Genomic DNA, 22,347 nt, shown 5'->3' with positions numbered 1-22,347 from the left:
CAGTCGCGGGTACAACGTGTGGCTGATGAGCCCGCCGGGGATGTAGCCGAAGACAAGGTCATGACCGATACCTTATTGGGTGATGAAGCCGTCATCGTATTCATCACCCACAAGACGCAGGCCTTAACTATGCAGGGTTGTCCGGTTATGCCTGTTCGGCCATTTCAGCAGCGGTCAGCCCTTTGATGAGGGCTTGCTTGAGGGTCGACCACTCATTCATCAAGGCGTTGCTGGCGTTACGGTAGCGCTCGCTGGTGAGATCATCTTCGGTGCTCAAGGCTTCAAGCCGCGCCAGGATGGGGTCGCGGTTAGCCGCAAACTGATCAGCGTATTTGCGCTGTAAAAACACCTGCCAGAACTCGCGCTGAGTGGTGGCAATAAATGCCTTGGCCGAGCCCTCCAACCCCAGCACTTCAGCTTCGGCCGCGGCCAGCATCTGCGGGGTAACCTGCGCAGTGGCCAGGTAGACCGCCTCTTGCGGTTGCCCCGGTAAGCCCAGGCGGTCGCGCAAGCCGATACGGTAGGCCAGGCGTATTTCCACGCGGTCGATCGCCAGGGCCCGTTTCACCTTGCTTTTGAGCGTGTCGTGGGACTGGGCAATGACTTCAAGACGCGTGTCGGCATCTCGCTGTGCAATACGCTCCACTTCATCGAGACGAAACAGGCCCTGGGCCAATTTGAGCAAGCGGGTTGAGGCCTGTGCATCATCAACCACGCCCACTTCCTCGTCAGACAGGCGGCGCAATTCCAGCCGGCTGAACACCAACGTAATACCGTCTTGGCAGGTGTCTACTTCACCCGCCAACTCAAACAGGCTTTCGCGCAGCTCACCCGATTCGGCCGCCGCATCCAACAGGGCCCATACCCGTGTGGCCAAATTCGAATAGGCGTTTTTGTAATCATCGGTTTTGCTCAACTCACTCAACAGCCTGAAAAACTTCTCGCTGGGCAGGATTGTTCCGTCGGGTTCCACACCCGGTGCCTCGCGCTCGATCAGCGCTTCGTTGAGCAGTGTCCAACGCTCGGTCCTGGCGGCCCGCTCCCCCTCAGGCACATCACGCATCCATTGCGCCAGACGCTCGCTGGCGCTGGCTATCACCGGCTCTGGCGCCGTCACTGCCAGCGGCCCTTGGGGCACCCTGCCCGGCTGGGTGACCCGTACGTGCACCTCTGCGTAGTCATCGAGCCCCTGGGCGGAAAACGGGTTACCGTCCAGGTAGGTGGCGATAAAAATTCTGCGCATGGCGACAGGGTCCTCGTCAGCCGGGTCCAGCAGCTCGTTGGACGCCTGGGTGATCTGATTGTCACGCAGGTCGAGGATCTCAAGGTTCACCAGCGCGCGCAGGCCCGAGGGCATGCGGGTCAGGCCCATGCTGACCAGATCAATGTGGGTCAGCCACGTCAGGGCGCTCAGATCCAGCGCGCCCTCCAGTGGGTTGCCTCGCAGTGTCAGCCGACGCAAAGCCGTGCAGCGTTGCAAGAGCGGGGTATCGAGGGTGGTCAGATCATTGTTGGCTACGTCCAGGGTTACCAGACGCGTCTGCTCACCCAACGCCGCAGGCACCTGCGTCAGGCGGTTGTTGGGGGCCTCGAACGTTTTCAGATGAGGGAACGCGCGTAAAAACTCGGCCGGGACCTCAAGCAAGCTCATGTGCCCCAGGTCGATAAAGCTGATGAACGGAAAGGACCCGGCAGGCAAGACCGGCAATGTGGGCGCCTCGAAACCGTTGAAGCTGAGTTTGTAACCCATAAACCGGTGACTGCGACTGTAAACAGGCTCCCCTGCGACCTCCTGCCAACTGTTGAGCAGCTTCATGCGGATGACGCTGCGCGCATAATCGGTAGCCCGCACCACCTTACCCTCTTGCGCGGGCCACTCCAGGGCCAGCCCATGCCAGGCGTCGAGGGTCTGCTTCAAACTGGCGAACTGCGCCTCCAACTCGGTGAGGCGCGCCCCGCGCCGGTCAGCCAGGCTGCGCAAAAAGCTATCGACTTCGCTGGTGCGCCAATAGGGGTAGATCTGACGCACTCTTGCGCGGTCCTGATTGGTCACTTCGCAACCGCCGTTCATAAGGCCACCTCCTCACACACGGCATTCAAGGGGTAGCCGTCACGACGGGCGGCCACGCGCATCACGCGTTCAAACCAAGGTGTTTCCACCGGCAGGTTCAAGGCCTTTCTCAGGGCCTTGGGTGCCAGTGCGTTGTCCTGAATCGCGTGTTTCAACGCAGGCGCCTCACTCACATGCGGCCGTCCCATGGCGGTACGTTCGCTATCGGGCAGAGCGTGTTGCAACGCGGCATACAGGGTGTCCGGTGCATGCAGCTCATGGCCTTGGCCGTCGAATGCCTGATACCGCGTGCCGTTTTTCACCAGCACTTTGGTCTCAAGCGCAAACGGTGGACCAACGCTGGTGCGCAGCGAGCCGGACAGGGACTCATCGCGAAGCTCAATACGCACCTCGCCGCTCCATCCCGGCAGGGTTTCCAGGGTTTTAAGCACCAGCGTTGGCGTGTCCGGATTGGCCGGACTCTCCAGGTAAAGGCCTTCATACGCCCGTGCTATTCGTACACGCTGCTGCAGGTACCGCAGTGCTTCGCTGATCCGCAGCGGTATCAGTCGGCGCTGCTCGGCGCTCGGACCAAAGGGCGTGTTCAGGGTCTCAAGCTCCTTGGGTGTCGCTCGGTAAAGTACCTCCCGAGCGATGCTGGTGGGCATCTCGGGGAAACGGCGTTGGATCACCTGAATCAATGCCCGTTGTGAATCACCACTCAGCAGCGGTTCGTCGCTGTAAAGACTGTTGAACAGCCGCTGCCCACTGCGCTCGGCGAAGGCTGCCAGCCGCTGCTGCAACTGCGCGGCCCGCGCCGTGGCGTCCGCAGGGGCGTGCTGGCCCAGCACCTGTTTGATCTGTTCGTCGTTAAGGAATTGCACACTACGTTCGGGCAGTTTCCCGGCCATCAAGTCGGCCTTGGACACCCTCAGGATGTCACCTGCCATTGCGCTGTGCTGGCCATAACGCGCCTGCTCACCGAACGGGCTGAACACCTCGATGACGGTGTTGGCGGGCCATCCAGGGAGGTCGACCATCAGTGCCGCCGCGTAGTCGCACAGCGTGCTGCTGCAACGGCCGCGACGTATCTGCTCAATGACCTCACGCGCATCGGCATCAGCGGCAAAGCGCCGCAGCGTGTCCTTGAGCAGGCCGGGAAACGGCTCGGACTCGACGTACAGCTTGCGTAAGACGTCCTCGCTCATCGTGCTGACGGCCAATATCTGCTTACGCTGCACATCATCGAAACGCTCGAACGCCACGCCCAGACGGTCACGCAGCTGCGCACCTTGCCATTGCAGCGGCTGGTCGAGTTCATGGGTCCAGACCCCTTCGCCGTTGTGGCGCAAGCGCGGTTGGTAGGCGTTGCCGCGCGTGGGATGGCGCGCGGAGTAATGACCGCTTTGCGGGTCTTGCACGACCTCGTACTGCTGTTCGTCCAGCAGCAGTACCGAACGCCCCGGTAAACGATACAGCCCCAGGTGACCCGGCTGTGAGTCGGTGGGCAGCGGCACACGTCGCGCATACGCCGACAGGTTAGGCTTCCATAAGCGCGTTTGACCGTTGGGCAATTTGACCGCCTTCAAGCCCTCGACAAATGGCGAGGCCACGTAGTGAAAGATCACCGCCATTTCCGCCAGCGTCGCCAGGCTTTCGAGAACGTCGGTCAGGTGCGCCCACGCGGCCTCAACATCGCCCTGGCGCCAATCACGCACGCCCTCGAAGACACTGCTGATCAACTGGTTGGCGGTCACCAGCAGCATCGCGGCGCCCACGGGCGGTGCCACAAAGGCGGCAATGCCGACGACGAGCATGCCCACATTCAGGAAGTTGGACAGTCGGCGCTCGCGCGTCAGGGTGTCTTCCTTGGCGGTGGAGACCGCCAGCACCTGACCATCGTCCAGCCGGCGCTGACGCCACTGGCCGAACATTTCGTACCAGATGCCTGAAAGACCGACCCACTGGAAGTTCAGCGACAGGCTGATATGCAGTTCAACATTTTCCCGAGGGTCACGTCGCCAGTGACGATCCTCGATGGGGCCTTTCAAGTTCGAGACAGGGCTGAGGTATTTGAGGTAACCGCGCAGGTCGTCCTTCCAATTGCTCCCCGCTGGAGAATCCAGAACCTTTTGAGTCAGGCGCAGGAAAAAGTGCGGCCGGTCCTTCTCCGAGAGAAAACGGCTGAAAAAACGCTGGTAGTCGGTGAGCACGTCGCGCCCGCTGTCAATACGGCTGCCCTCGGGCCGGTACATCAGTTGGTGGGTCAACTCTGCTTCGAAATCACGGAAGGACGGATAGGTTTTCACCGGGTGATCGGGGTCATCCGGGATGTAGGCAATGACGTAACCACCGTCGTAGCGGTTGGCGTGTGTGCGATAAAACACGGCACACTCCGTCAGGTTGTAGCCCAGGATGCGCAGCGGGCTGTAGGTGACCGGACGTCCGTTGTCCCGGACATCGTCTTTGTCATGGATCACGTCAACCAACAGCTCGTAGTGCCGAAGTTCGATGTCTTCTTTCAATAGCGCCAGATACGCCGCCGCTTTTAACGCCGCCTTTTGGTTCAAGGTGTACGCGGTGGAAATGGCGACTTGCTCCGCCTGCGTACCGCCGTGGAAAAAATCATTTAAGTGTTTGGCGTAAAGCCCACCGATATCCAGGGTTCGGCAAATCGCTACAAACTGCGCCAGTGTGAGCTTGATCCGAACGATATCGAAATGTCCCTGGGCATCGGGCGCACTGATAAATGAAGACACGCTGTCGAAGTAATCGGGCTGGGCTTCAAACGCCTCGAAGTTGTTCAGGGCCGCCTGTAACAGAGAGAACGTGCGGGTGCGATAACCCGCCGTATTAACGCCCACGGGTATGCCGAAAAACGTGTATTCCACCGGGTAATAAAGCCGCAGCCAGGTGTTATCGACATCCAGCTCATGGCCGGCCGCTTTGAGGGCCGCCACCAGCAAGGGTTTGGCGAAGCCTGTGATGTCCTGAATGCCCCGGTTCGACAGATCGAACTGGTTTTGCGCGTGGCAACTGGCCTCGGTCAGTGTTTTCAAGACTGACTGCTGGGGTTCGGTGAGTGCCTCGTACCCGTCGGGGCTGTCGGGCTGTATCGCTTTGAGGGCTTTGCGCCGAGCCGTTGACGATTGCAACAGGCACTGCGGGATGGCGTTTTTGATCAGTTCAAAGTGGACGCCTTGATGGGGCGTCACAGACGTGTTTGTGGCTGACAGTTCTGGCATTGCGGGGACCTGCGCGTAAATTAAGACGGATCGCTTAATCTACGCACGGCCCCCTGCAGATGGACGTCAACTAAATACCCCTTAGTTGCTCCAAGCTTCCCTCGGATCGAACGCGGCCTTTTGCGCCAGTTCCTGCCACAGCGCCTTGACCTCGTCATCCGTGTTCTTCGGCATGACGGCCTTGAGTTGCACAAACAGGTAGCCGCGCTGCCCGGCCTTGTTCAGCAAGCCATGGCCCTTGGCGCGCATACGCTGGCCGTTCTGGCTGCCGGCCGGCACCTTGAGGTTGATCTTGCCGGTGAGGGTCGGCACCGCCACTTCCGTGCCCAACGCCAATTCCCATGGCGCCAGGGGCAGGTTGATGATCAGGTTTTCGCCGTCCACTTCGAACTTGGGGTGCGGGGCAAACTTGATGATCAGGTACAGGTCGCCATTGGCCCCACCGCCAATCCCCGGCGCGCCCTGGCCCTTGAGGCGGATACGCTCGCCATCGGCCACACCGGCCGGGATCTTCACATTCAGGCTCTTGGTGGTGTTGCTGACATGGCGGCCCGAGGCGTCGTATTGCGGCACCTGGAAGCTGATCTGCTTAGACTCGGTGGACAGCGTTTCCTCCAGGAATACCGACAGCTGCATCTCCACGTCCTGGCCTTTACGCCCGGCAGGACGGCGCTGGCCACCCCCGAAGGCATCGCCGCGCGAGCCGAAGATCGAGCTGAAGAAGTCCGAAAAATCCTCACCACCGCCGCCACCGCCATAGCCGCCACGGCTCTGCCAGCCCGGCGGTCCCTGGAACGGCTGGCCATGTTGGCCGTATTTGCGCAGTTCGTCGTATTCGGCGCGTTTGTCGGCGCTTTTAAGCGCTTCATAGGCTTCGGACGCGTCCTTGAACTTGGCTTCGGCGTCTTTTTCCTTGCTGACATCAGGATGATACTTGCGTGCGAGCTTGCGATAGGCCGCCTTGATTTCCTTGTCATCGGCGGTCGGCTCGACACCCAGAATCTTGTAGTAGTCTTTGAAATCCATCGGCGGTTCACCATCCTTTATCGAGATCGCACAGCCCGGGGCACAACGTGCGCTGCTTTGCACCTGTTGAGTCTTGTGGCCTGGGGGTGCGTCAAAGTGTTATCGGCACTTGCCGTATGCAGCAGATGTGGGGGCAAATCCCCCAGTTTCAAGCACGATTTAACGGATGGTCGGCCTACGCATCCGCCCTCGACTGGCATACACTGCGCGGCCGTTTTTCAACCGGAACCCGATAGACATGAAAAACCCATCCCCAGCCCGTGCCTGCGGTATCGACTTTGGCACGTCCAACTCCACCGTCGGCTGGATCCGTCCCGGCATGGAAACGCTTATCGCGCTGGAGGACGACAAGATCACCCTGCCGTCGGTGGTGTTCTTCAACTTCGAGGAGCGCCGCCCGGTCTACGGTCGCCTGGCGCTGCACGAGTACCTGGAGAACTATGAAGGCCGGCTGATGCGCTCGCTCAAGAGCCTGCTGGGTTCCAAGCTGATCAAGCACGACACCAGCGTGCTCGGCACCGCGATGCCCTTCACCGACCTGCTGGCGCTGTTTATCGGCCAACTCAAGAGCCGCGCCGAAGCGAACGCCGGCCGCGAGTTCGAAGAAGTGGTGCTGGGCCGCCCGGTGTTCTTCGTCGATGACGACCCGATGGCCGACCAGGAAGCCGAAAACACCCTGGTCGACGTGGCGCGCAAGATCGGCTTCAAGGACATCTCGTTCCAGTACGAGCCGATTGCGGCTGCATTCGACTACGAGTCCACCATCGAGAAGGAAGAGCTGGTGCTGATCGTCGACATCGGCGGGGGTACTTCCGACTTCTCCCTGGTGCGCCTGTCCCCGGACCGCCGTCACAACGACAACCGCCACGATGACATCCTCGCCACCGGCGGTGTGCACATCGGCGGTACCGACTTCGACAAACAGCTCAGCCTGCAAGGCATGATGCCGCTGTTCGGCTACGGCAGCCGCATGAAAAGCGGCGCCTACATGCCCACCAGCCACCACATGAACCTGGCCACCTGGCACACCATCAACTCGGTGTACTCGCAAAAATCCCAGCTGGCCCTGGGCAGCATGCGCTACGACATCGAAGACACCGGCGGCATCGACCGCCTGTTCAAGTTGATCGAACAGCGCGCCGGGCACTGGCTGGCGATGGAAGTGGAAGAAACCAAGATCCAACTGACCCACGAAGACAGCCGCCACGTGTTGCTGGACCGGGTTGAACCGGGGTTGAGCGTGGAGCTGAGCCGGGCACTGTTTGAGTCGGCCATTGATGGCTTGCTGGAGCGCGTGCGCAACAGCGTTACGCAACTGCTGACCGACGCCTCGGTGAGCGTGGCGCAGGTGGACACGGTGTTCTTTACCGGGGGCTCCAGCGGCATTCCGGCACTGCGCCACAGCATCTCGGCGATGTTGCCGAATGCGCGGCATGTGGAAGGGAATATCTTTGGCAGTATCGGTAGCGGGTTGGCGATTGAGGCCAGTAAGCGGTACGGCTGCTGAGTTTTATCTGAAAGACCGCGTCGTGCCCATCGGGGGCAAGCCCCCTCCCACTTTTGAATGTGTTCACAGATCAAAATGTGAGAGGGGGCTTGCCCCCGATGAGGCCCGCCCAGGCAAACATGCCTTAAACCATTCCGCCCAGCTTCAGCTCACTCTTCAAATACGCATAATAAATCGGCCCAGCCACAACGCCCGGCAGGCCGAATGCGGCTTCAAACACCAGCATCGCCAACAGCAACTCCCACGATTTGGCACTGATCTGCCCGCCCACGATCCGCGCGTTGAGGAAATACTCGACCTTGTGGATCACGATCAAATACCCCAGCGCCGCCACCGCCACCCAGATCGACAGCGACAGCGCGACGATGGTGATCAGGGTGTTGGACATCAGGTTGCCGATGACCGGCAGCAGGCCGAGCAGGAAGGTCAGTACGATCAGGGTCTTGGTCAGCGGCAGGTGGATCCCGCACAACGGCAGCACCACGGCCAGGAATATGGCGGTGAAGGCGGTGTTGAGCGCGGCGATCTTGATCTGGGCGAAAACAATGTTGCGAAACGCCTGGACCAGCAGGTGCAGGCGGTCGAACAGCGCGGCGGCCAGGGGTTTGCGTTTGGTCAGGTCGGGCACGCGTTGCAAGGCGATGATGGCGCCGAGCACCATGCCGATCAGCAGTGTAACGAACATGTGGGCGGCGTCTTTGCCGACCAGTTGCAGTTCACTCAGGTGCTTGCTCAGCCAATCGCCGATGGCCACGCGGAACTCGGCGGCACTGGCGGGCAGGTAGGCGTCGAGGAACGGCGGCAATTGGCCGCGCGCACGGTCGACCACGCCCATGAATTTGTCGAGGGACGCCCCAGGGTTTTCCGCTTCGTGGAGCAGGAAGCTGATGGCGCCGGCAAAGATCAGGGCCAGCACGCTGACAATCAAGGTGCCAAGCAAAGCCACCGCCAGCCAGCGCGCGCGCCGGCCTTCGATCAACCGTTGCAGTTGGGGGGTGAGCATGTTGACCAGTTCATAGACCAACAAACCGGCCAGCAGGCTGGGCAGCAATTTGAGCGGCAGCACCAGCAGCAACCCGCCGAAAATGATGATGTAGCTGGCCAGCAACAACACATGACGCTGAGAAAACGTTGGCATACAGCCTCAAAACGAGCGGCGTTAAAGGATGGGCAGTCTGCCAGCCTTGAGTGAATCAAGCGAGTGGGTAGGTCGTGAATGCGATCAAGTGTGGGAGCTGGCTTGCTGTGGTGAGTGGGGCTTGCCCCTCGACGGCATCACCACACATTCAAATAGGGCTGCTCCGCAGCCCAGCGCGGGACAAGCCCGCTCACCACAAAAAAAACCGCTCCCACAGTAGATGGGCGTAATCAGCTACCTTTCAGGCAGGTGCTCATAAAGGTTTTACGCGCATCACCGGTCAGCGCTTTGGTTTTCGCCGACGCATTGCAATCCTTCATCTTCTGCTGCTGCGGTGTCAGGGTCTTGGCGTCATTGGCCGCCGGGGCCGACAGGCAGGTCTTCATGAACGCCTTGCGCTCGTCGCCCTTGAGCGTCTTGGTGGTGGCTTCGGCGTTGCAGGTGGTCATTTTGTTTTGCTGGGCGGTGGCGGCAAAACCCTGGGAACACAGCAGCAGGCCCATCATCAACAGCGGAATTCGCAGCATCTTCATGGAGTTTTCTCCCTGTTACCGTGCCGGAGGGCACGGCCTACCCAGCAGTGTAGCCAAAGCTTGTTACATCTTCATCGGCCGCGGATATGCGTCCGACGGTACTGCTCAGGGGTGCAGCCGGCCTGGCGCTGGAACATGGCAATAAACGCCGACGCGGTGCTGTAGCCCAAGTCGAACCCCACCTGTTGCACGCTGCGGTCGCTGTCGAGGGCCTCGATGGCCGCCAGGTAGCGCAGGCGTTGGCGCCACTCGCCAAAGCTCATGCCCAGTTCCCGCACAAACTGGCGCGCCAGGGTGCGTTCGCTCACGTGCACCTGTTCGGCCCAGTGCGCCAGCGGGCGGTTGTCGCCGGGGTCGGCCTGCATGCCTTCCAACACACCGAGCAGGCCGGGGTGACGGGCGTAGGGCAGGAAGCACTCATGGATTGGCGCTTGCTTGAGCTGGTCCACCAGCACTTGGGCCAGGCGGATGTCAGCGTCGGTGTGCGGGATATTCACGTCACGCTGGGCGAAGTCGCTGAGGATGGCCTTGAGAATATCGCTGATGGCCAGGGTGCATGGCTGCTGCGGCAGTTGCTCGCAGAGTTCCGGCGCCAACCCCACCGAGTGATAGACGATCGCTTCGGCGTTGTAGGAGCTGTGCTCGGTATGCGGCGGCACCCACACGGCGTACTGCGGCGGTGACATGAAGCGGCTGCCGGCCACTTCCATACGCATCACCCCCCTCGCGGAGTAATCCAGCGAGCCCCAGAAATGCTGGTGTGGGGTGCATTCGGTATCCGGTGCGAAGTCCGAGTAGCGGAAGTACACCGGGCTCGGCAACCGAGGGAAATCCGCAAGGCGTACGTTGTGCTTGGCCATATTGTCTGGATACAAAGGTCGTTTGTCTGGATCGCAGTATAAGCTTCGATCCAGACAATGGATAATCCTGCCTCATCTACACACCGGGCTCCTTTCGATGCAATACGCTTATCCCTTGCTGGCCATTTTTATCTGGGCCGGCAACACCGTCGTCAACAAACTGGCTGTGGGCTCGATCTTCCCGGCGGAAATCGGCTTTTATCGCTGGCTGCTGGCGGCGCTGCTGTTTACGCCATTCATGGTCAAGCCGGTGATCGCCAATTGGGCGCTGATCCGCCCGAACCTGGGCAAAGTGTTCATCCTCGGCGTACTCGGCATGGCGGTGTATCAAAGCCTGGCGTACTACGCCGCGTCGCTGACCAGTGCCACCAACATGGGCATCATCCTGTCGCTGATGCCGTTGATGGCGCTGACGGCGGCCATCATCAGCCTCGGCCAGCGCCTGACCTACGGCGCGCTGACCGGCGCGGTGCTGTCATTCGCCGGCGTGGTCGTGGTGGTGTCGGCCGGCAGCCTCGGCGCATTGCTGGAGCATGGGGTCAACCTGGGCGACGGCATGATGCTGGTCGCGACCCTTGCGTATGCGGTCTACAGCACCCTGCTGAAGAAATGGCAACTGCGCCTGCCACCGCTGGTGTTGCTGTATCTACAGGTACTGGTGGCGGTGGTGGTGCTGTTTCCGCTGTTCCTGTTCTCGGCCAAGGCCGGCCTTGGCTGGGCGAACATTCCGCTGGTGCTGTATGCATGCCTGCTGGCTTCGATGTTGGCGCCGCTGGCGTGGATGCATTCGGTGAAGACCTTGGGCCCGAGCCGCACGACGTTGTTTTTCAACCTGCTGCCGCTGATCACCGCGTTGATTGCCGCCGTGGTGTTGAAGGAAGAACTGGCGCTGTATCACTTGGTGGGCGGTCTGCTGACCTTGGGCGGGGTGATCTTGTCGGAACGCTGGACCACGCCGGTCAGTGCTGCCTGAACCATCGCTATCGCAGGCAAGCCATATTCGGCCACATTCCAAAGGTGGAACTCGGTCGAATATGGGGCGGGCTTGCTCGCGAAGAACGAAAACGCGGTCTCCCGACTAGACTCCAGCAGCCTTGAGCCTTTGCGCATGCTCGACAAATAGACGGATCGGCTCCGCGCCCTTGCCCACCAGCCCCAGCGACTGGTTGACGATATCAAAGTGGTCCAAGGGGTAGTCATCACCGATCACCAAGCCCAGGTGTGAGCTGTAGCGCCCGACCATGCCGTCGCACTGGCCCTTTTCGCGCACGAAGCTGCGGGCAAACACGCGGCAGCTGCGATTCGTGCCGTCGAAGAGGTTGCGGCCACGGTCGGTGATGCCCGGTTGCAAGGTGCCGGACCACGAGTAATAGCGCACGCCGTTGACCTCCTCGGCGCCCTGCCCGCCCCATGTCTGCGGCAACCCCTGTGGATAGTTTTGATTGAACAGCGCCACGCCGGCGCTGGTCAGGGAGTGATGGGACGCCTGCAAATCCGCCTTGAAGCGTGGCCCGCGGGACCCGGTTTCCAACACGCCCATCACCCAGGCGGCCAGGTGAAACAGCGCGCTCATGATCCGACCTTTGGCGCCGTCAACCGGGTAATGGGTGTGGATATGGTCTGCCAGTTCCGACCCATGGTTGGGCCCGGCCACCGAGGTCACCGACGCCACCCACTCCGGGCGCTTGGCCGCCGCGTATCGGGCAGTGAGTGCGCCTTGGCTATGGCCGATCAGGTTGACCTTGTCGGCCCCGGTTTCACGGCGAAGGCGCTCGATCTGCACCAGCAATTGCTCGCCGCGCACCTCGCTGGAATCCAGCGGCGCCACTTGTACGGGAAACACCTGCGCCCCACCCGCCCGCAGCGCCGGGACGATGCCGTACCAGTAGGGGAACCACCCCAGGCGCACGAATCCGAGCATGCCGGGCACCAACACCAGGGGGTAACGCGTGGCTAATGACTGCGGCATGGGCCGAACGTCCGTGATCAGGAAGGGATGCCAATAGGCTAGCCGAGTCCCGCGACGAGGTTGTGACATAAATCCGATAAAACTTTTTGCGCAGCCCACCACTCACAACTGGAAGCGATCACGCCGACAGAGCGTGGCGTAAACCCGGATTAGCCCCAGGAGATTGAGATGACTGAAGCAAACTTGACTGACGTTGCGACCCTGCGCAGCCGCGCCCGCCAGAACGTCGAAAACGGTGCCGTGACCGAGGGTTACGACGCCGACCGCGAAGAGATCATTCGCCTGCTGAACGCCTCGCTGGCCACTGAGCTGGTCTGCGTATTGCGCTACAAGCGTCATTACTTCATGGCCAGTGGCATCAAGGCCGCGGTGGCCGCGCAGGAATTCCTCGAGCACGCGACTCAGGAAGCCGAACACGCCGACAAACTCGCCGAGCGCATCGTGCAGCTGGGCGGTGAACCGGAGTTCAACCCGGACCTGTTGTCGAAGAACTCCCACGCGCAGTACGTCGCGGGTAAAGACCTGAAGGAAATGGTCTACGAAGATCTGGTCGCTGAGCGTATCGCCGTGGACAGCTACCGCGAAATCATCCAGTACATCGGCGATAAAGACCCAACCACGCGCCGTCTGTTCGAAGAAATCCTCGCTCAGGAAGAAGAGCACGCCGATGACATGGCGGATATTCTCGAAAGCCTGTAACCCAGCAACACGCAATACCTATGTGGGAGGGGGCTTGCTCCCGATAGCGGTGGATCAGTCAATTGAGATATCGACTGATATGCCGCCATCGGGAGCAAGCCCCCTCCCACATTTGTTAACTGTGTATGACCCGTTAGCCTTTCACGGTCTTGGGCGCCTTGCCTTCCTTCATCTGTTGCAGCAACGGTGCGCACTCATTGGGCTCACCACCGCTTGGGGCAACCAGTGCCAGCAGCCCGGCGGCCGGACCAGCGATGACACCCAGCGCCACCATGCCCGCGCCACGCAGCGCCAGGGGGATGGCTTTCACACCAGCATTCGGCTTGATAAACGGTCCGTTCACGTACAACGGTGAACGCAGGGAGAACAGGCGGAAGCCTTTAGATTCCGGGGTGACGGTCAAGTCCAACTGCTCCGTGGCCATGTTCGCCGTGCCATCGATGTAGATGATGGCGTTCTCCGTATCGAACACAAACAACCGCGTCGTCGCCAGGCCGGTCTTGATCCCGAAGTCCGCTGCCGCGCAGTTGATCTTCACTTCCTTGTCGCCAAACAAGCGACCTACCACGTAGTTGCCCACATTGAGCCCGGCGATTTCCATCAGGCCACGGCTGATTGCGCCGTCGTTGATCAGCATCTTCAGGTCACCGTTGGATGTGCCCAGCAGCGCTGCCACGGAATTACCGCGACCGGAAATATCGGCATCGCCGTTCAGTTCACCAAAGCTGGTTTTCATCGGTTCGAACGTCGGGAACAACTGCTTGAGCTTGAAGTTGCGCGCGGTGAGTTTGGCGCGGCCTTCCATCGGGGTCGTGCGACCGTTCAAACGGATTTGTGCGTCCAACTTGCCGCCGGCCACGCCGAAACGCAGGGGTTCGAGGCTCATTTCGCCGTCATTGAGCACCAAGTGGGTGTAGAGGTCGGTGAAGGGCAGATCGGCACTGTGCACGATGCGCTTGCCGGTAAATTCCACATCGGCATCCATGACACGCCAGCGCTCGGTGCGGAACTCTTCCACCGGCAGCACTTTGTTCGCGGGTTGCTTGCTGTCAGCGCCACGGGCTTTTTGCTTGGCATTGGAGTCGGCACCGATCAGAGGGGCGAGGTCGGTCATCAGCAATTGGTTGGACACCAGCGCACCGCTGAGCTTAGGCCGCGGCTGGCTGGCGACGTAGGCAAGGTCACCATGGATATCGCTGTTGCCGATCTTGCCGTTGAAGTTGTCATAGCGGAACGAGGCGCCGTTGGCTTCGTGCAGCTTGGCGATCAGGTGACCGTCGGTGGAATAGGCCGGTGAGTCCGGCAGGGTCACGCCGGTCAGCGGGTAGAGGTTGCCCAGGCTGGAACCGGCGAGCTTCAGGCGCAGGTCGAGGGCACCCAGGTTGAGCGGGTCAGTGAGGGTGCCGGCCAGGGCGATGCTGGTGTCGGCAATCTTGACTTGGGCTTGCAACGGGAACGGCTTGGCCGCGTCCTGCAGGGCCAGCAGGCCGCCGATTTTGCCGCTGCCGTCGAGTTTCTGGCCGTGATACTGGCCTTTGACCTTGAGGGCGAATGCGTAGTCCTGGGGCGCGGAACCTTTCTCCAACGCCTTCTTGGCATCGGCATCGCCGACGATTTCGCCGAAGGGAATGGGCTTGCCCAGAGGATCGATGATCACATCCAGCTGGGTCTTGAGGGTTTGGTCGTCGAGGGTCACGTGGCCCTTGTCGAAGCCGATGGCACCGATGTCCACCACCCAGTTGGAAGGTTCGGCGTCAGGGTCCTTGGGGTCGAACTTGAAGGTCCAGTTGGCGCGCCCGTCGGCCAGGCGCTGCAGCTGCGCGTCCGGCTCAGTGAGGTCGATGCGCGGGATCACCACGCGCTGCACCAGCAACGCCAGGGGCGAGATACGCAGCTCAACCTTTTTGAGGGTGACCATATGGGGGTTTTTCGACCAGTCGGGGTTGCCCAGGGTCAGGTCCTCGGCAATCACGTGAGGCCACGGTACCCAGGCGCGCCAACCGCCCTCATCGGGCTCACGCGCCCATACCACCGCCAGGTTGCCGTTGATGGCAAACGGTCGATGCAGCTCCTCGGAAACCTTGGCATTGAGTGGCGGCTTGATGCGGTTCCAGTCAAAGAACACCAGGACCAATACCACCACGGCGATTAACAGTACGAAGCTGGCGCAGCTCCAAGCGACGATTTTACGAGTGCGCGTCATTGCACATAACTCCTGAATACGACTGGCTGGGTGACAGCCTTTAAGGACAGCTTATAGAACTACGACTGGCAAACCCTACGGGGGTTTAACCCAATCCTGGATTTGCCGGGAAAAACCTCAATTTCTGACCAGCTCGACAGATTCCCCCTACGAAGGCGCACCATTGTTACCCATGCGCGTGTCGAAAATACCCACACCGGTGCAAAACCGCGTGCTTGAGAGGCCCGTTCTAGAGCCCCCGCCAAGAACAATCAATTCCGTTGATTATTACCATTGTGTTTATGAACTTTTATATCGACTTATCGAGAGTAGCATTAGCCCTGTACCCACTTTATCGCCCTCCCAAGGAGCAACCCATCATGAAACGCCAAGTACTCGCTACCGTCCTGTTATCCATCCTGGCTTCCAGCGCCTTTGCCCTGCCAGCTGCCGAACAGGTCACTCCACAAGTCAAAGCCGACGCCGTTCACTTCAACCAGACGTTGGCCCGCAGCGGTTCGCAAGAAGACGAGAACCGTGACTATGCCAAAGGCGCTGTTGCTGAAAACGGTTCGGAACACGCCAACAAACGCGCTTACACCGAAGGCCTGACCGAAAATGGCCGCAACCGCCTCGAACAAAAAGGCTTGGTTGAAGGCGGTGCTGACCGCCTGCAGGAACGTAACGCTGTTGCCGAAGGCGGCCGTGATCGCCTGGAACAGAAAGGTTTGGTTGAAGGCGGCGCTGAACAAGCCAACGAACGCGCCTACACCGAAGGTGTTGCCGAAGGCGGTGCAGACCGTCTGCAAGAACTGCATCAAGCACAGAGCTAACCCCGTGGTGGCCCAGAAAAAAGCCCGATCAGTCGATCGGGCTTTTGACTTTTTGTAGGCCCTGCTTGTAGACCCTGACACGCCCGCCCTCCCCGCCAAGTTCGACGCCAGCGAAGCTGTTTTGCTAGAGTGCGTCGCTGTACTTGCCGACAAAGCCCGCCCGCCCATGCTGCCCCGCGCCGAACAGAAGCAACAGACCCGCCTCGCCCTGATGGACGCAGCCCGCCATCTGATGGAGTGTGGCCGTGGGTTTGGCAGCCTGAGCCTGCGCGAAGTGGCAAAGACGGCCGGCATCGTGCCCACCGGTTTTTATCGTCATTTTGCCGACATGGACCAACTTGGACTCGTGCTGGTGAGTGAAGTGGGCCAGACCTTCCGCGCCACGATCCGCCTGGTGCGCCACAACGAATTCGTGATGGGCGGCATTATCGATGCCTCCGTGCGGATCTTTCTCGATGTGGTCTCGGCCAACCGTTCGCAATTCCTGTTCCTGGCCCGCGAGCAATACGGTGGCTGCCTGGCCGTGCGCCAAGCGATTGGTGCATTGCGCGAAGACATCACCCGTGATTTGGCTGCCGACCTGACGCTGATGCCCAAACTGCAGCATCTGGATCCAGAAGGCCTGCACGTGATGGCCGACTTGATCGTCAAGAGCGTGTTCGCCACCCTCCCCGACATCATCGACCCACCCGCCCAGGCGCTGCCGGACCACCTCACGCCCCAGGCGAAAATCACCCAGCAATTGCGCTTCATCTTTATTGGCTTGAAGCACTGGCAAGGGCTGGGCAGCACTGAATAAGGCAATCACCCCGACGAGTGAAAACGCTTGGCGGTGGTGTAGTTTTTGTTCCAGTAGGTGTTGCTCAAGGAATCGATACGGACGTTCTTGCCTGTGCGTGGCGAATGGATAAATTTGCCCTCGCCTACATAAAGGCCCACGTGGCCGACCTGGCCGCGCCCATTCCCCTTGAAAAACACCGCATCGCCGGGCTCCAGTGCGTTGCGTTTGATGGTGGCGGCAGTCGACCGCTGCATGGCCGTCGTGGTGCGCGGTAGTTGAATATTGGCTTGGGTCTTGAACAGATAGACCAGGAAACTGCTGCAATCGAAGCCCTGATCCGCCGAGGTGCCGCCCCACTTGTAAGGCGTACCCAGCAGTTCATGGGCGCGGTCGACCACATCATCGATAGACGCTTGCTTCAGTGAAGCCGTGAACGAGGGATGGGAGGTCAGATTGGCGGAAGCCGATGAAAGAGTGAAAGAAAGACCCACGATAACCAGGCAACAAAATGACTTGAACATGATGGACGTCGCAGTGAATTAAACACGGCGCACAGCCTACTGTTCTCGCAGGTAAGCTGATGGACGCCGATTCCGCATACCCTGTAGGGAAAATCCGAAAATGCCCATCGCGCGTGCAACCAGCAATAATTCGCACCAATTTGGCGCACTCAAAGAATCTCCTCTCGCCCTATTTAGTGGCGTCAACGTACTGCCTACAGGCAATTCCTACTTCCCCTTGAGATTGGCAAGCCCCTTGCTCTAGCTGTTTCATCGCTCATAGCTGGAAGCTTCCCGATGCTGGTGATCCACCGCAGAATCGCCCCTCAAGCCCTCTGGGCCGCCGAGCTGCTGCTGAATTTCGAAGCACGCAGCAAAAGCCGCCTGCGCTGTTTCAGTGCCGACGGTGAAGACGTCGGCCTTTTCCTGGAGCGTGGCCAGCCACCGCTGCACGATGGCGAATTCCTACAGGCTGAAGACGGACGCGTCGTACGTGTGTGTGCTCGGCCTGAACAACTGCTGCACGTGACCTGCAGCAATGCGTTTGAACTGACCCGTGCGGCGTATCACCTGGGCAATCGCCACGTGGCGTTGCAAGTGGGAGACGGCTGGTTGCGCCTGCTCGATGACTATGTGCTCAAGGCCATGCTCGAACAGTTGGGTGCGCAGACTGAAACCATCGAGGCGCCGTTCCAGCCGGAGCATGGCGCCTATGGCGGCGGCCATCATCATTCGCGCCATGGCGACGAAGATTTCAACTACCCCCCCAAGCTGCACCAGTTCGGCGTGCGTCTATGAACCCAGCCTGGGCGCTGCTGCGTCTGGCCAGTCCGCAATTGCCGATTGGCGGCTACAGCTATTCCCAGGGCCTGGAAATGGCGGTGGAGAACGGCCGTGTCGCTGACGCGGCCAGTGCGCGACGCTGGATCAGCGACCAGTTGCTGCTCAACCTCGCGCGCTTCGAAGCCCCGCTGCTGCTCGCCCACTGCCAAGCCGCGCTGGAAGCGGATTGGCCACGCCTGGCGCAGCTGTGTGAAGAACACCGCGCCAGCCGCGAGACCCGCGAGCTGTATCAGGAGAGCCGGCAGATGGGCTACTCGCTGCAACAACTGCTCAATGGCCTGCCGGAACTGGACGACGCCGCGCGACGTTTTCTCGAACAACACACCGAGCCGCACCTGGCCTTGGGCTGGGCCCTCGCCGCCCGTGCCTGGCGCATCAGCCCCGCCGACGCACTCGCCGCCTGGCTGTGGAGCTGGCTGGAAAACCAATTGGCCGTGCTGATGAAAACCCTGCCGTTGGGCCAGCAAGCCGCCCAACGCCTGACCAGCGAACTGCTGCCGCTGTTGCAACGAGCCCAGCAGGACGCCAGCCGCATCGACCCCAACCCTCTCGGCAGCGCCGCCTTTGGCCTGTCCCTGGCGTGCATGGCCCACGAGCGCCAGTACAGCCGCCTGTTCCGTTCCTAGGAGAACACACTCATGAACACACAACCTTTGCGCGTCGGCATCGGCGGCCCGGTAGGCTCCGGCAAGACCGCCCTGACCCTGGCCCTGTGCCTCGCACTGCGCGATCGCTACAACCTGGCCGTGGTCACCAACGACATCTATACCCGCGAAGACGCCGACTTCCTGGTACGCAACCAGGCCCTGGCACCGGAGCGCATCATCGGCGTGGAGACCGGCGGCTGCCCGCACACCGCGATTCGTGAAGACGCCTCGATCAACCTGGAGGCGGTCGACCAACTCAACCGTCGCTTCCCCGGCCTGGACCTGATCCTGGTGGAGTCCGGCGGTGACAACCTCTCGGCCACCTTCAGCCCGGAGCTGTCCGACCTGACCATCTACGTGATCGATGTGTCTGCCGGCGACAAGCTGCCACGCAAGGGCGGGCCCGGCATCTGCAAATCCGACCTGTTGGTGATCAATAAGATCGACCTGGCACCGCTGGTCGGCGCGTCGCTGGAGCTGATGAACAGCGATACCCAGCGCATGCGCAACGGTAAACCCTTTGTGTTCAGCAACCAGAAAACCGGTGTCGGCCTGGAGGAGATCGTCGCCTTCATCGAACGCCAAGGCCTGCTGACCGCCGCCTGATCAACCCATAAGGAACCTGTCCATGAGCCTCAAAAAACTCCTCGCAGCGGCCGCCCTGCTGCTGGCCCCCGCCCTGGCCTTTGCTCACCCGGGCCACGGCGACAACGGCCTGATGGCCGGTATCAGCCATCCCCTGAGCGGTATCGACCACTTGCTGGCCATGGTGGCGGTCGGCTTGTGGGCCGCCCAACAAAAAGGCGCGGCGCGCTGGGCACTGCCGTGCACCTTTGTCGGCACCATGCTGATCGGCGGCGTGCTGGGTTTTGAAGGCTTGGCGTTGCCGGCGCTGGAAAGCGGGATTGCGGCGTCGGTGCTGGCCCTGGGCCTGGCGGTAGCGCTGGCGGTGCGTCCGCCGCTGTTTATGGCGGTGGGTGCGACGGCCTTGTTCGCGTTGTTCCACGGCGTGGCGCATGGTTTGGAGCTGCCGGACATGTCCAGCCCTTGGGCGTATGCAGCCGGGTTTGTCGGTGCAACGGCGGTGCTGCACGCGGCCGGTTATGCGGTGGTGCGCTTTCTGCCGGCAGCAGCGGCGCCGTTGGTGCGGATTGCCGGGGCGGCTTCGGCGGCGACTGGGGTTTGGTTGCTCGCTGGCTGATTTGCAGCGCTGCTGAAGGCTCCTTCGCGAGCAAGCCCGCTCCCACAGTTGACCGAGTACATCCTTGAAATACGGTCCAGATGTGGGAGGGGGCTTGCCCCCGATAGCGGTAGACCAGACACCACCGAACCCAAGCCTGCTACCATGCGCGCCTACACCCCTGCCGTGACGACGCCAGCCAATGCCCAGCGCTTTCCAACCCTCCTTGAACACCCTGCTAACGCACTTCCACCGCCTGATCGTGCCGCTCTGGCAAGGCCCCGGCTGGAATGCCGACTTGGCATTGCCCTATGAGGCGCTGGACGCCGATCACCAGCCACTGCCCCCGCAACGCTACCGCGCCATGGCCTGCGCCCGGCAGTTGTACCTGTTCGCCAGCCTGATCGGCGAGCCCGATGCGGCGTTTGCCGAAGAACGCGCCGCGGCGTTGTTCCGCTCTCTGCAACGGCACTTCCACGACGCCGAGCACGGCGGCTGGTTCTACAGCATCGACCCGGCCGGCCAGCCGCTGGACAAGCGCAAAGACCTCTACACCCACGCGTTCATCATCTTTGCCTGTGCCCACTACTGGGCCAAGGTGCGCGAACCGCTGGTGGAGTCGGTGCTCAATGCTGCCTTGGAAGTCGTCGCCGAGCGGTTTTCCACCGGCGACGGTCTTTACGAAGCCGTGCTGGAACGCAATTGGTCGTCCCTCCATTCCGGCCCGTTGCAGAATCCCTTGATGCATTTGGCCGAAGGCTTCCTCGCCACCCTCGCCGTGCGTGAAGACACCCAGGTGCAGGCAGCCCTGTTGGCGTTGGCGACGGCCATGCAGCAGCGCTTCATCGACCGCCAGCACGGCGTAATGATGGAAAAACCGCTGGGCGCGGTGGATAACTGGTTCGAGCCGGGGCACCAGTTCGAGTGGTTCTTCTTGCTGGAGTCTTCGGCGGTACTGCGCGGTACGCCGCTGCATGCTTCGCTGACACGGGCCTTCGCCTACGCAGAGCTTAAGGGCGTGGATAACACCAGCGGTGCGGTCAGCGGCATGCTGGCGCTGGACGGCACGATGCGCGACGGCACCCAACGCATCTGGGCCCAGGCCGAGTACCTGCGGGCACTGACCTTACGGCCGAACAGCGAAGCGGTGCTGCAACGCCAATTGCTGGCGCTGCAACAACGCTTCCTGCATGCCAAAGGCTGGCATGAATGCCTGGATGCCCAGGGAGCGGTGAGCCGGTGGGATATGCCTTCCACCACGCCGTATCACTTGGCAACCTGTTACCAGGGCCTTAAGCAATCCATTTGCGATCCCCGGTAAAGCTGATCGTCAGCCAGCGCGCCGCATCCGGCGTGCCAAGCCCTGTGGATATTTCTTCGCGCAGCTCGTCCAGGGTCGCGACGTTATCCACCGGGTAATCCGCCGGCAACACCACATGAATTTCGATAAACCGCGCCCGCCCGTGCTTTTGCACATAGGACACGTAGTCGTCGAAACCATGCTTGGCCTGCGCCGCCTCCATCACTTCACGCACCTTGTCATCCAACTGGTCCGGGGCGATCCCCAGCACCTCGCGCAATGCCGGGCGCAGGATCTTGAACGCCGGCGCCAGCATGCTCAGGGCCAGCAGGATCAGGATCAACGGGTCGACATACACCGCCCACTCGCCATAGCCCTGGGACTTGAGCAACAGCGCCGCCAGGAAGCTGATCAGCAAACCCACCGACAGCATCGCGTCCACCAGCCAACTGATGTTGTCGAACTGGATCAGCGATGATTTCAGCGTGCGATTGCGGTAGCGCACGTAAAAGAAGTAGGCAAACTCGACGACGGTAAACACCGCCGCATAAATGATCACCAGCCCCAACTCGATCTCGCGTCCGCCATTGATAATGCCGAACACACCGTTGAGAAATGCATAGATGGCGATCAGTAGCAGGAAACTGCCTTCGATCAGCAGCACCATCGGCTCCAGGTGCCAATAGCCGAACTGGAAGCGCTCGTTGCTTTTCTTGGCGATCAGCTTGGCTGTGATCAGCATCAACACCTTGATGGCGGTGGCGATCAGCGAGAAAAAGCCGTCGAACAGAATCGATTGGGCGCCGGATACCACACCCGTGACAATCCCGGCGATCGCCACGGCGAACATCAGGATGGTCGATTGTTTGAGCAGTGCCTGCTCACCTCGGTTACTCACATTTCCTCCTGTCAAAACCTTTGTGGTGAGCGGGCTTGCCCCGCGCTGGGCTGCGAAGCAGCCCCATAAGATCGCCGTATTTCTTTCAGGCAGATCTATGTCGCTGGTTTTAGGGCCGCTGCGCAGCCCAGCGCGGGGCAAGCCCGCTCACCACAA

Annotated in this window: 20 protein-coding genes; 10 read left to right on the top strand and 10 right to left on the bottom strand. The window is 61.0% G+C overall.

The window, feature by feature from the left end:
- Positions 1–145: 145 nt before the first annotated feature.
- The 3 genes from AC3ZU9_RS28195 to AC3ZU9_RS28185 all read right to left on the bottom strand — a co-directional run bounded on the left by AC3ZU9_RS28195 (position 146) and on the right by AC3ZU9_RS28185 (position 6,321).
- Positions 146–2,071, bottom strand: a complete 1,926-nt coding sequence (locus AC3ZU9_RS28195) for an NEL-type E3 ubiquitin ligase domain-containing protein (RefSeq protein ID WP_102061140.1) — start codon at positions 2,069–2,071, stop codon at positions 146–148.
- Positions 2,068–5,109 (bottom strand): dermonecrotic toxin domain-containing protein, encoded by a 3,042-nt coding sequence (locus tag AC3ZU9_RS28190; RefSeq protein ID WP_490091645.1) that lies wholly within the window; start codon positions 5,107–5,109, stop codon positions 2,068–2,070. Before AC3ZU9_RS28190 ends, AC3ZU9_RS28195 begins: the two co-directional genes overlap by 4 nt.
- 267 nt (positions 5,110–5,376) lie before the next feature.
- Complete coding sequence (locus AC3ZU9_RS28185) at positions 5,377–6,321, bottom strand: DnaJ C-terminal domain-containing protein (RefSeq protein WP_012721960.1); 945 nt, start codon at positions 6,319–6,321, stop codon at positions 5,377–5,379.
- A gap of 238 nt (positions 6,322–6,559) precedes the next feature.
- Here AC3ZU9_RS28185 and AC3ZU9_RS28180 point away from each other — a divergent pair, with 238 nt between their 5' ends.
- A complete protein-coding gene (locus AC3ZU9_RS28180; RefSeq protein ID WP_046033941.1) occupies positions 6,560–7,828 on the top strand; it encodes an Hsp70 family protein in 1,269 nt (422 codons plus the stop codon).
- Positions 7,829–7,952: 124 nt separating this feature from the next.
- Here AC3ZU9_RS28180 and AC3ZU9_RS28175 read toward each other — a convergent pair whose 3' ends face one another.
- The 3 genes from AC3ZU9_RS28175 to AC3ZU9_RS28165 form a co-directional block, all read right to left on the bottom strand.
- On the bottom strand, positions 7,953–8,966 hold the full coding sequence (locus AC3ZU9_RS28175; RefSeq protein WP_012721958.1) for an AI-2E family transporter: 1,014 nt from the start codon (positions 8,964–8,966) through the stop codon (positions 7,953–7,955).
- 230 nt (positions 8,967–9,196) lie between these two features.
- A complete protein-coding gene (locus AC3ZU9_RS28170; RefSeq protein WP_010213547.1) occupies positions 9,197–9,499 on the bottom strand; it encodes a PsiF family protein in 303 nt (100 codons plus the stop codon).
- A 71-nt stretch (positions 9,500–9,570) separates the two neighbouring features.
- A complete protein-coding gene (locus AC3ZU9_RS28165) occupies positions 9,571–10,359 on the bottom strand; it encodes an AraC family transcriptional regulator (RefSeq protein ID WP_064053961.1) in 789 nt (262 codons plus the stop codon).
- 97 nt (positions 10,360–10,456) lie between these two features.
- Here AC3ZU9_RS28165 and AC3ZU9_RS28160 point away from each other — a divergent pair, with 97 nt between their 5' ends.
- Positions 10,457–11,332: a DMT family transporter gene (locus AC3ZU9_RS28160; protein ID WP_012721955.1), complete on the top strand. Its 876-nt coding sequence runs from the start codon at positions 10,457–10,459 to the stop codon at positions 11,330–11,332.
- Positions 11,333–11,437: 105 nt separating this feature from the next.
- Here AC3ZU9_RS28160 and AC3ZU9_RS28155 read toward each other — a convergent pair whose 3' ends face one another.
- Positions 11,438–12,328, bottom strand: coding sequence for an esterase/lipase family protein (locus tag AC3ZU9_RS28155; RefSeq protein WP_012721954.1), 891 nt, complete (start codon positions 12,326–12,328; stop codon positions 11,438–11,440).
- A 168-nt stretch (positions 12,329–12,496) separates the two neighbouring features.
- Between AC3ZU9_RS28155 and AC3ZU9_RS28150 the strand changes: the two genes are divergently transcribed.
- Positions 12,497–13,027: a ferritin-like domain-containing protein gene (locus AC3ZU9_RS28150; protein WP_010213553.1), complete on the top strand. Its 531-nt coding sequence runs from the start codon at positions 12,497–12,499 to the stop codon at positions 13,025–13,027.
- Positions 13,028–13,160: 133 nt separating this feature from the next.
- Here the strand turns inward: AC3ZU9_RS28150 and AC3ZU9_RS28145 are convergent, their stop codons facing one another.
- The gene (locus tag AC3ZU9_RS28145) at positions 13,161–15,230 is read right to left on the bottom strand and encodes an AsmA family protein (protein ID WP_490091644.1); all 2,070 of its coding nucleotides are present in this window, start codon (positions 15,228–15,230) and stop codon (positions 13,161–13,163) included.
- 359 nt (positions 15,231–15,589) lie between these two features.
- Here AC3ZU9_RS28145 and AC3ZU9_RS28140 point away from each other — a divergent pair, with 359 nt between their 5' ends.
- Together AC3ZU9_RS28140 and AC3ZU9_RS28135 are read left to right on the top strand one after the other, a co-directional pair.
- Positions 15,590–16,042, top strand: a complete 453-nt coding sequence (locus AC3ZU9_RS28140; protein WP_043204703.1) for a hypothetical protein — start codon at positions 15,590–15,592, stop codon at positions 16,040–16,042.
- A 166-nt stretch (positions 16,043–16,208) separates the two neighbouring features.
- On the top strand, positions 16,209–16,841 hold the full coding sequence (locus AC3ZU9_RS28135) for a TetR family transcriptional regulator (protein WP_012721951.1): 633 nt from the start codon (positions 16,209–16,211) through the stop codon (positions 16,839–16,841).
- A gap of 5 nt (positions 16,842–16,846) precedes the next feature.
- Here AC3ZU9_RS28135 and AC3ZU9_RS28130 read toward each other — a convergent pair whose 3' ends face one another.
- On the bottom strand, positions 16,847–17,344 hold the full coding sequence (locus AC3ZU9_RS28130; protein ID WP_046033935.1) for a C40 family peptidase: 498 nt from the start codon (positions 17,342–17,344) through the stop codon (positions 16,847–16,849).
- A gap of 276 nt (positions 17,345–17,620) precedes the next feature.
- Here AC3ZU9_RS28130 and ureE point away from each other — a divergent pair, with 276 nt between their 5' ends.
- From ureE to AC3ZU9_RS28105, 5 genes are all read left to right on the top strand, one after another.
- The gene (ureE, locus tag AC3ZU9_RS28125) at positions 17,621–18,121 is read left to right on the top strand and encodes an urease accessory protein UreE (protein ID WP_012721949.1); all 501 of its coding nucleotides are present in this window, start codon (positions 17,621–17,623) and stop codon (positions 18,119–18,121) included.
- The gene (locus tag AC3ZU9_RS28120; protein ID WP_122811442.1) at positions 18,118–18,792 is read left to right on the top strand and encodes an urease accessory protein UreF; all 675 of its coding nucleotides are present in this window, start codon (positions 18,118–18,120) and stop codon (positions 18,790–18,792) included. Before ureE ends, AC3ZU9_RS28120 begins: the two co-directional genes overlap by 4 nt.
- Before the next feature lie 12 nt (positions 18,793–18,804).
- Positions 18,805–19,419: an urease accessory protein UreG gene (gene ureG, locus AC3ZU9_RS28115; RefSeq protein WP_012721947.1), complete on the top strand. Its 615-nt coding sequence runs from the start codon at positions 18,805–18,807 to the stop codon at positions 19,417–19,419.
- Positions 19,420–19,441: 22 nt separating this feature from the next.
- Positions 19,442–20,014: a HupE/UreJ family protein gene (locus tag AC3ZU9_RS28110; RefSeq protein WP_490091643.1), complete on the top strand. Its 573-nt coding sequence runs from the start codon at positions 19,442–19,444 to the stop codon at positions 20,012–20,014.
- A gap of 181 nt (positions 20,015–20,195) precedes the next feature.
- Positions 20,196–21,314 (top strand): AGE family epimerase/isomerase, encoded by a 1,119-nt coding sequence (locus AC3ZU9_RS28105; RefSeq protein ID WP_490091642.1) that lies wholly within the window; start codon positions 20,196–20,198, stop codon positions 21,312–21,314.
- Here the strand turns inward: AC3ZU9_RS28105 and AC3ZU9_RS28100 are convergent.
- A complete protein-coding gene (locus AC3ZU9_RS28100) occupies positions 21,286–22,191 on the bottom strand; it encodes a cation diffusion facilitator family transporter (RefSeq protein ID WP_046033933.1) in 906 nt (301 codons plus the stop codon). The two genes, AC3ZU9_RS28105 and AC3ZU9_RS28100, sit on opposite strands and share 29 nt — an antisense overlap.
- Positions 22,192–22,347 lie beyond the last annotated feature (156 nt).

This window comes from Pseudomonas sp. A39 (genome assembly GCF_058145955.1).
The sequence above is the reverse complement of the archived record's forward strand: the minus strand, read 5'-3'. Positions and strand labels throughout refer to the sequence as shown.

Coding starts and splice junctions, on each gene's coding strand:
- ureG (WP_012721947.1), top strand. CDS start 18,805: ATGAACACACAACCTTTGCGCGTCGGCATCGGCGGCCCGGTAGGCTCC.
- AC3ZU9_RS28155 (WP_012721954.1), bottom strand. CDS start 12,328: ATGCCGCAGTCATTAGCCACGCGTTACCCCCTGGTGTTGGTGCCCGGC.
- AC3ZU9_RS28140 (WP_043204703.1), top strand. CDS start 15,590: ATGAAACGCCAAGTACTCGCTACCGTCCTGTTATCCATCCTGGCTTCC.
- AC3ZU9_RS28145 (WP_490091644.1), bottom strand. CDS start 15,230: ATGACGCGCACTCGTAAAATCGTCGCTTGGAGCTGCGCCAGCTTCGTA.
- AC3ZU9_RS28175 (WP_012721958.1), bottom strand. CDS start 8,966: ATGCCAACGTTTTCTCAGCGTCATGTGTTGTTGCTGGCCAGCTACATC.
- AC3ZU9_RS28110 (WP_490091643.1), top strand. CDS start 19,442: ATGAGCCTCAAAAAACTCCTCGCAGCGGCCGCCCTGCTGCTGGCCCCC.
- ureE (WP_012721949.1), top strand. CDS start 17,621: ATGCTGGTGATCCACCGCAGAATCGCCCCTCAAGCCCTCTGGGCCGCC.
- AC3ZU9_RS28150 (WP_010213553.1), top strand. CDS start 12,497: ATGACTGAAGCAAACTTGACTGACGTTGCGACCCTGCGCAGCCGCGCC.
- AC3ZU9_RS28185 (WP_012721960.1), bottom strand. CDS start 6,321: ATGGATTTCAAAGACTACTACAAGATTCTGGGTGTCGAGCCGACCGCC.
- AC3ZU9_RS28170 (WP_010213547.1), bottom strand. CDS start 9,499: ATGAAGATGCTGCGAATTCCGCTGTTGATGATGGGCCTGCTGCTGTGT.
- AC3ZU9_RS28135 (WP_012721951.1), top strand. CDS start 16,209: ATGCTGCCCCGCGCCGAACAGAAGCAACAGACCCGCCTCGCCCTGATG.
- AC3ZU9_RS28165 (WP_064053961.1), bottom strand. CDS start 10,359: ATGGCCAAGCACAACGTACGCCTTGCGGATTTCCCTCGGTTGCCGAGC.
- AC3ZU9_RS28105 (WP_490091642.1), top strand. CDS start 20,196: ATGCCCAGCGCTTTCCAACCCTCCTTGAACACCCTGCTAACGCACTTC.
- AC3ZU9_RS28120 (WP_122811442.1), top strand. CDS start 18,118: ATGAACCCAGCCTGGGCGCTGCTGCGTCTGGCCAGTCCGCAATTGCCG.
- AC3ZU9_RS28160 (WP_012721955.1), top strand. CDS start 10,457: ATGCAATACGCTTATCCCTTGCTGGCCATTTTTATCTGGGCCGGCAAC.
- AC3ZU9_RS28195 (WP_102061140.1), bottom strand. CDS start 2,071: ATGAACGGCGGTTGCGAAGTGACCAATCAGGACCGCGCAAGAGTGCGT.
- AC3ZU9_RS28180 (WP_046033941.1), top strand. CDS start 6,560: ATGAAAAACCCATCCCCAGCCCGTGCCTGCGGTATCGACTTTGGCACG.
- AC3ZU9_RS28130 (WP_046033935.1), bottom strand. CDS start 17,344: ATGTTCAAGTCATTTTGTTGCCTGGTTATCGTGGGTCTTTCTTTCACT.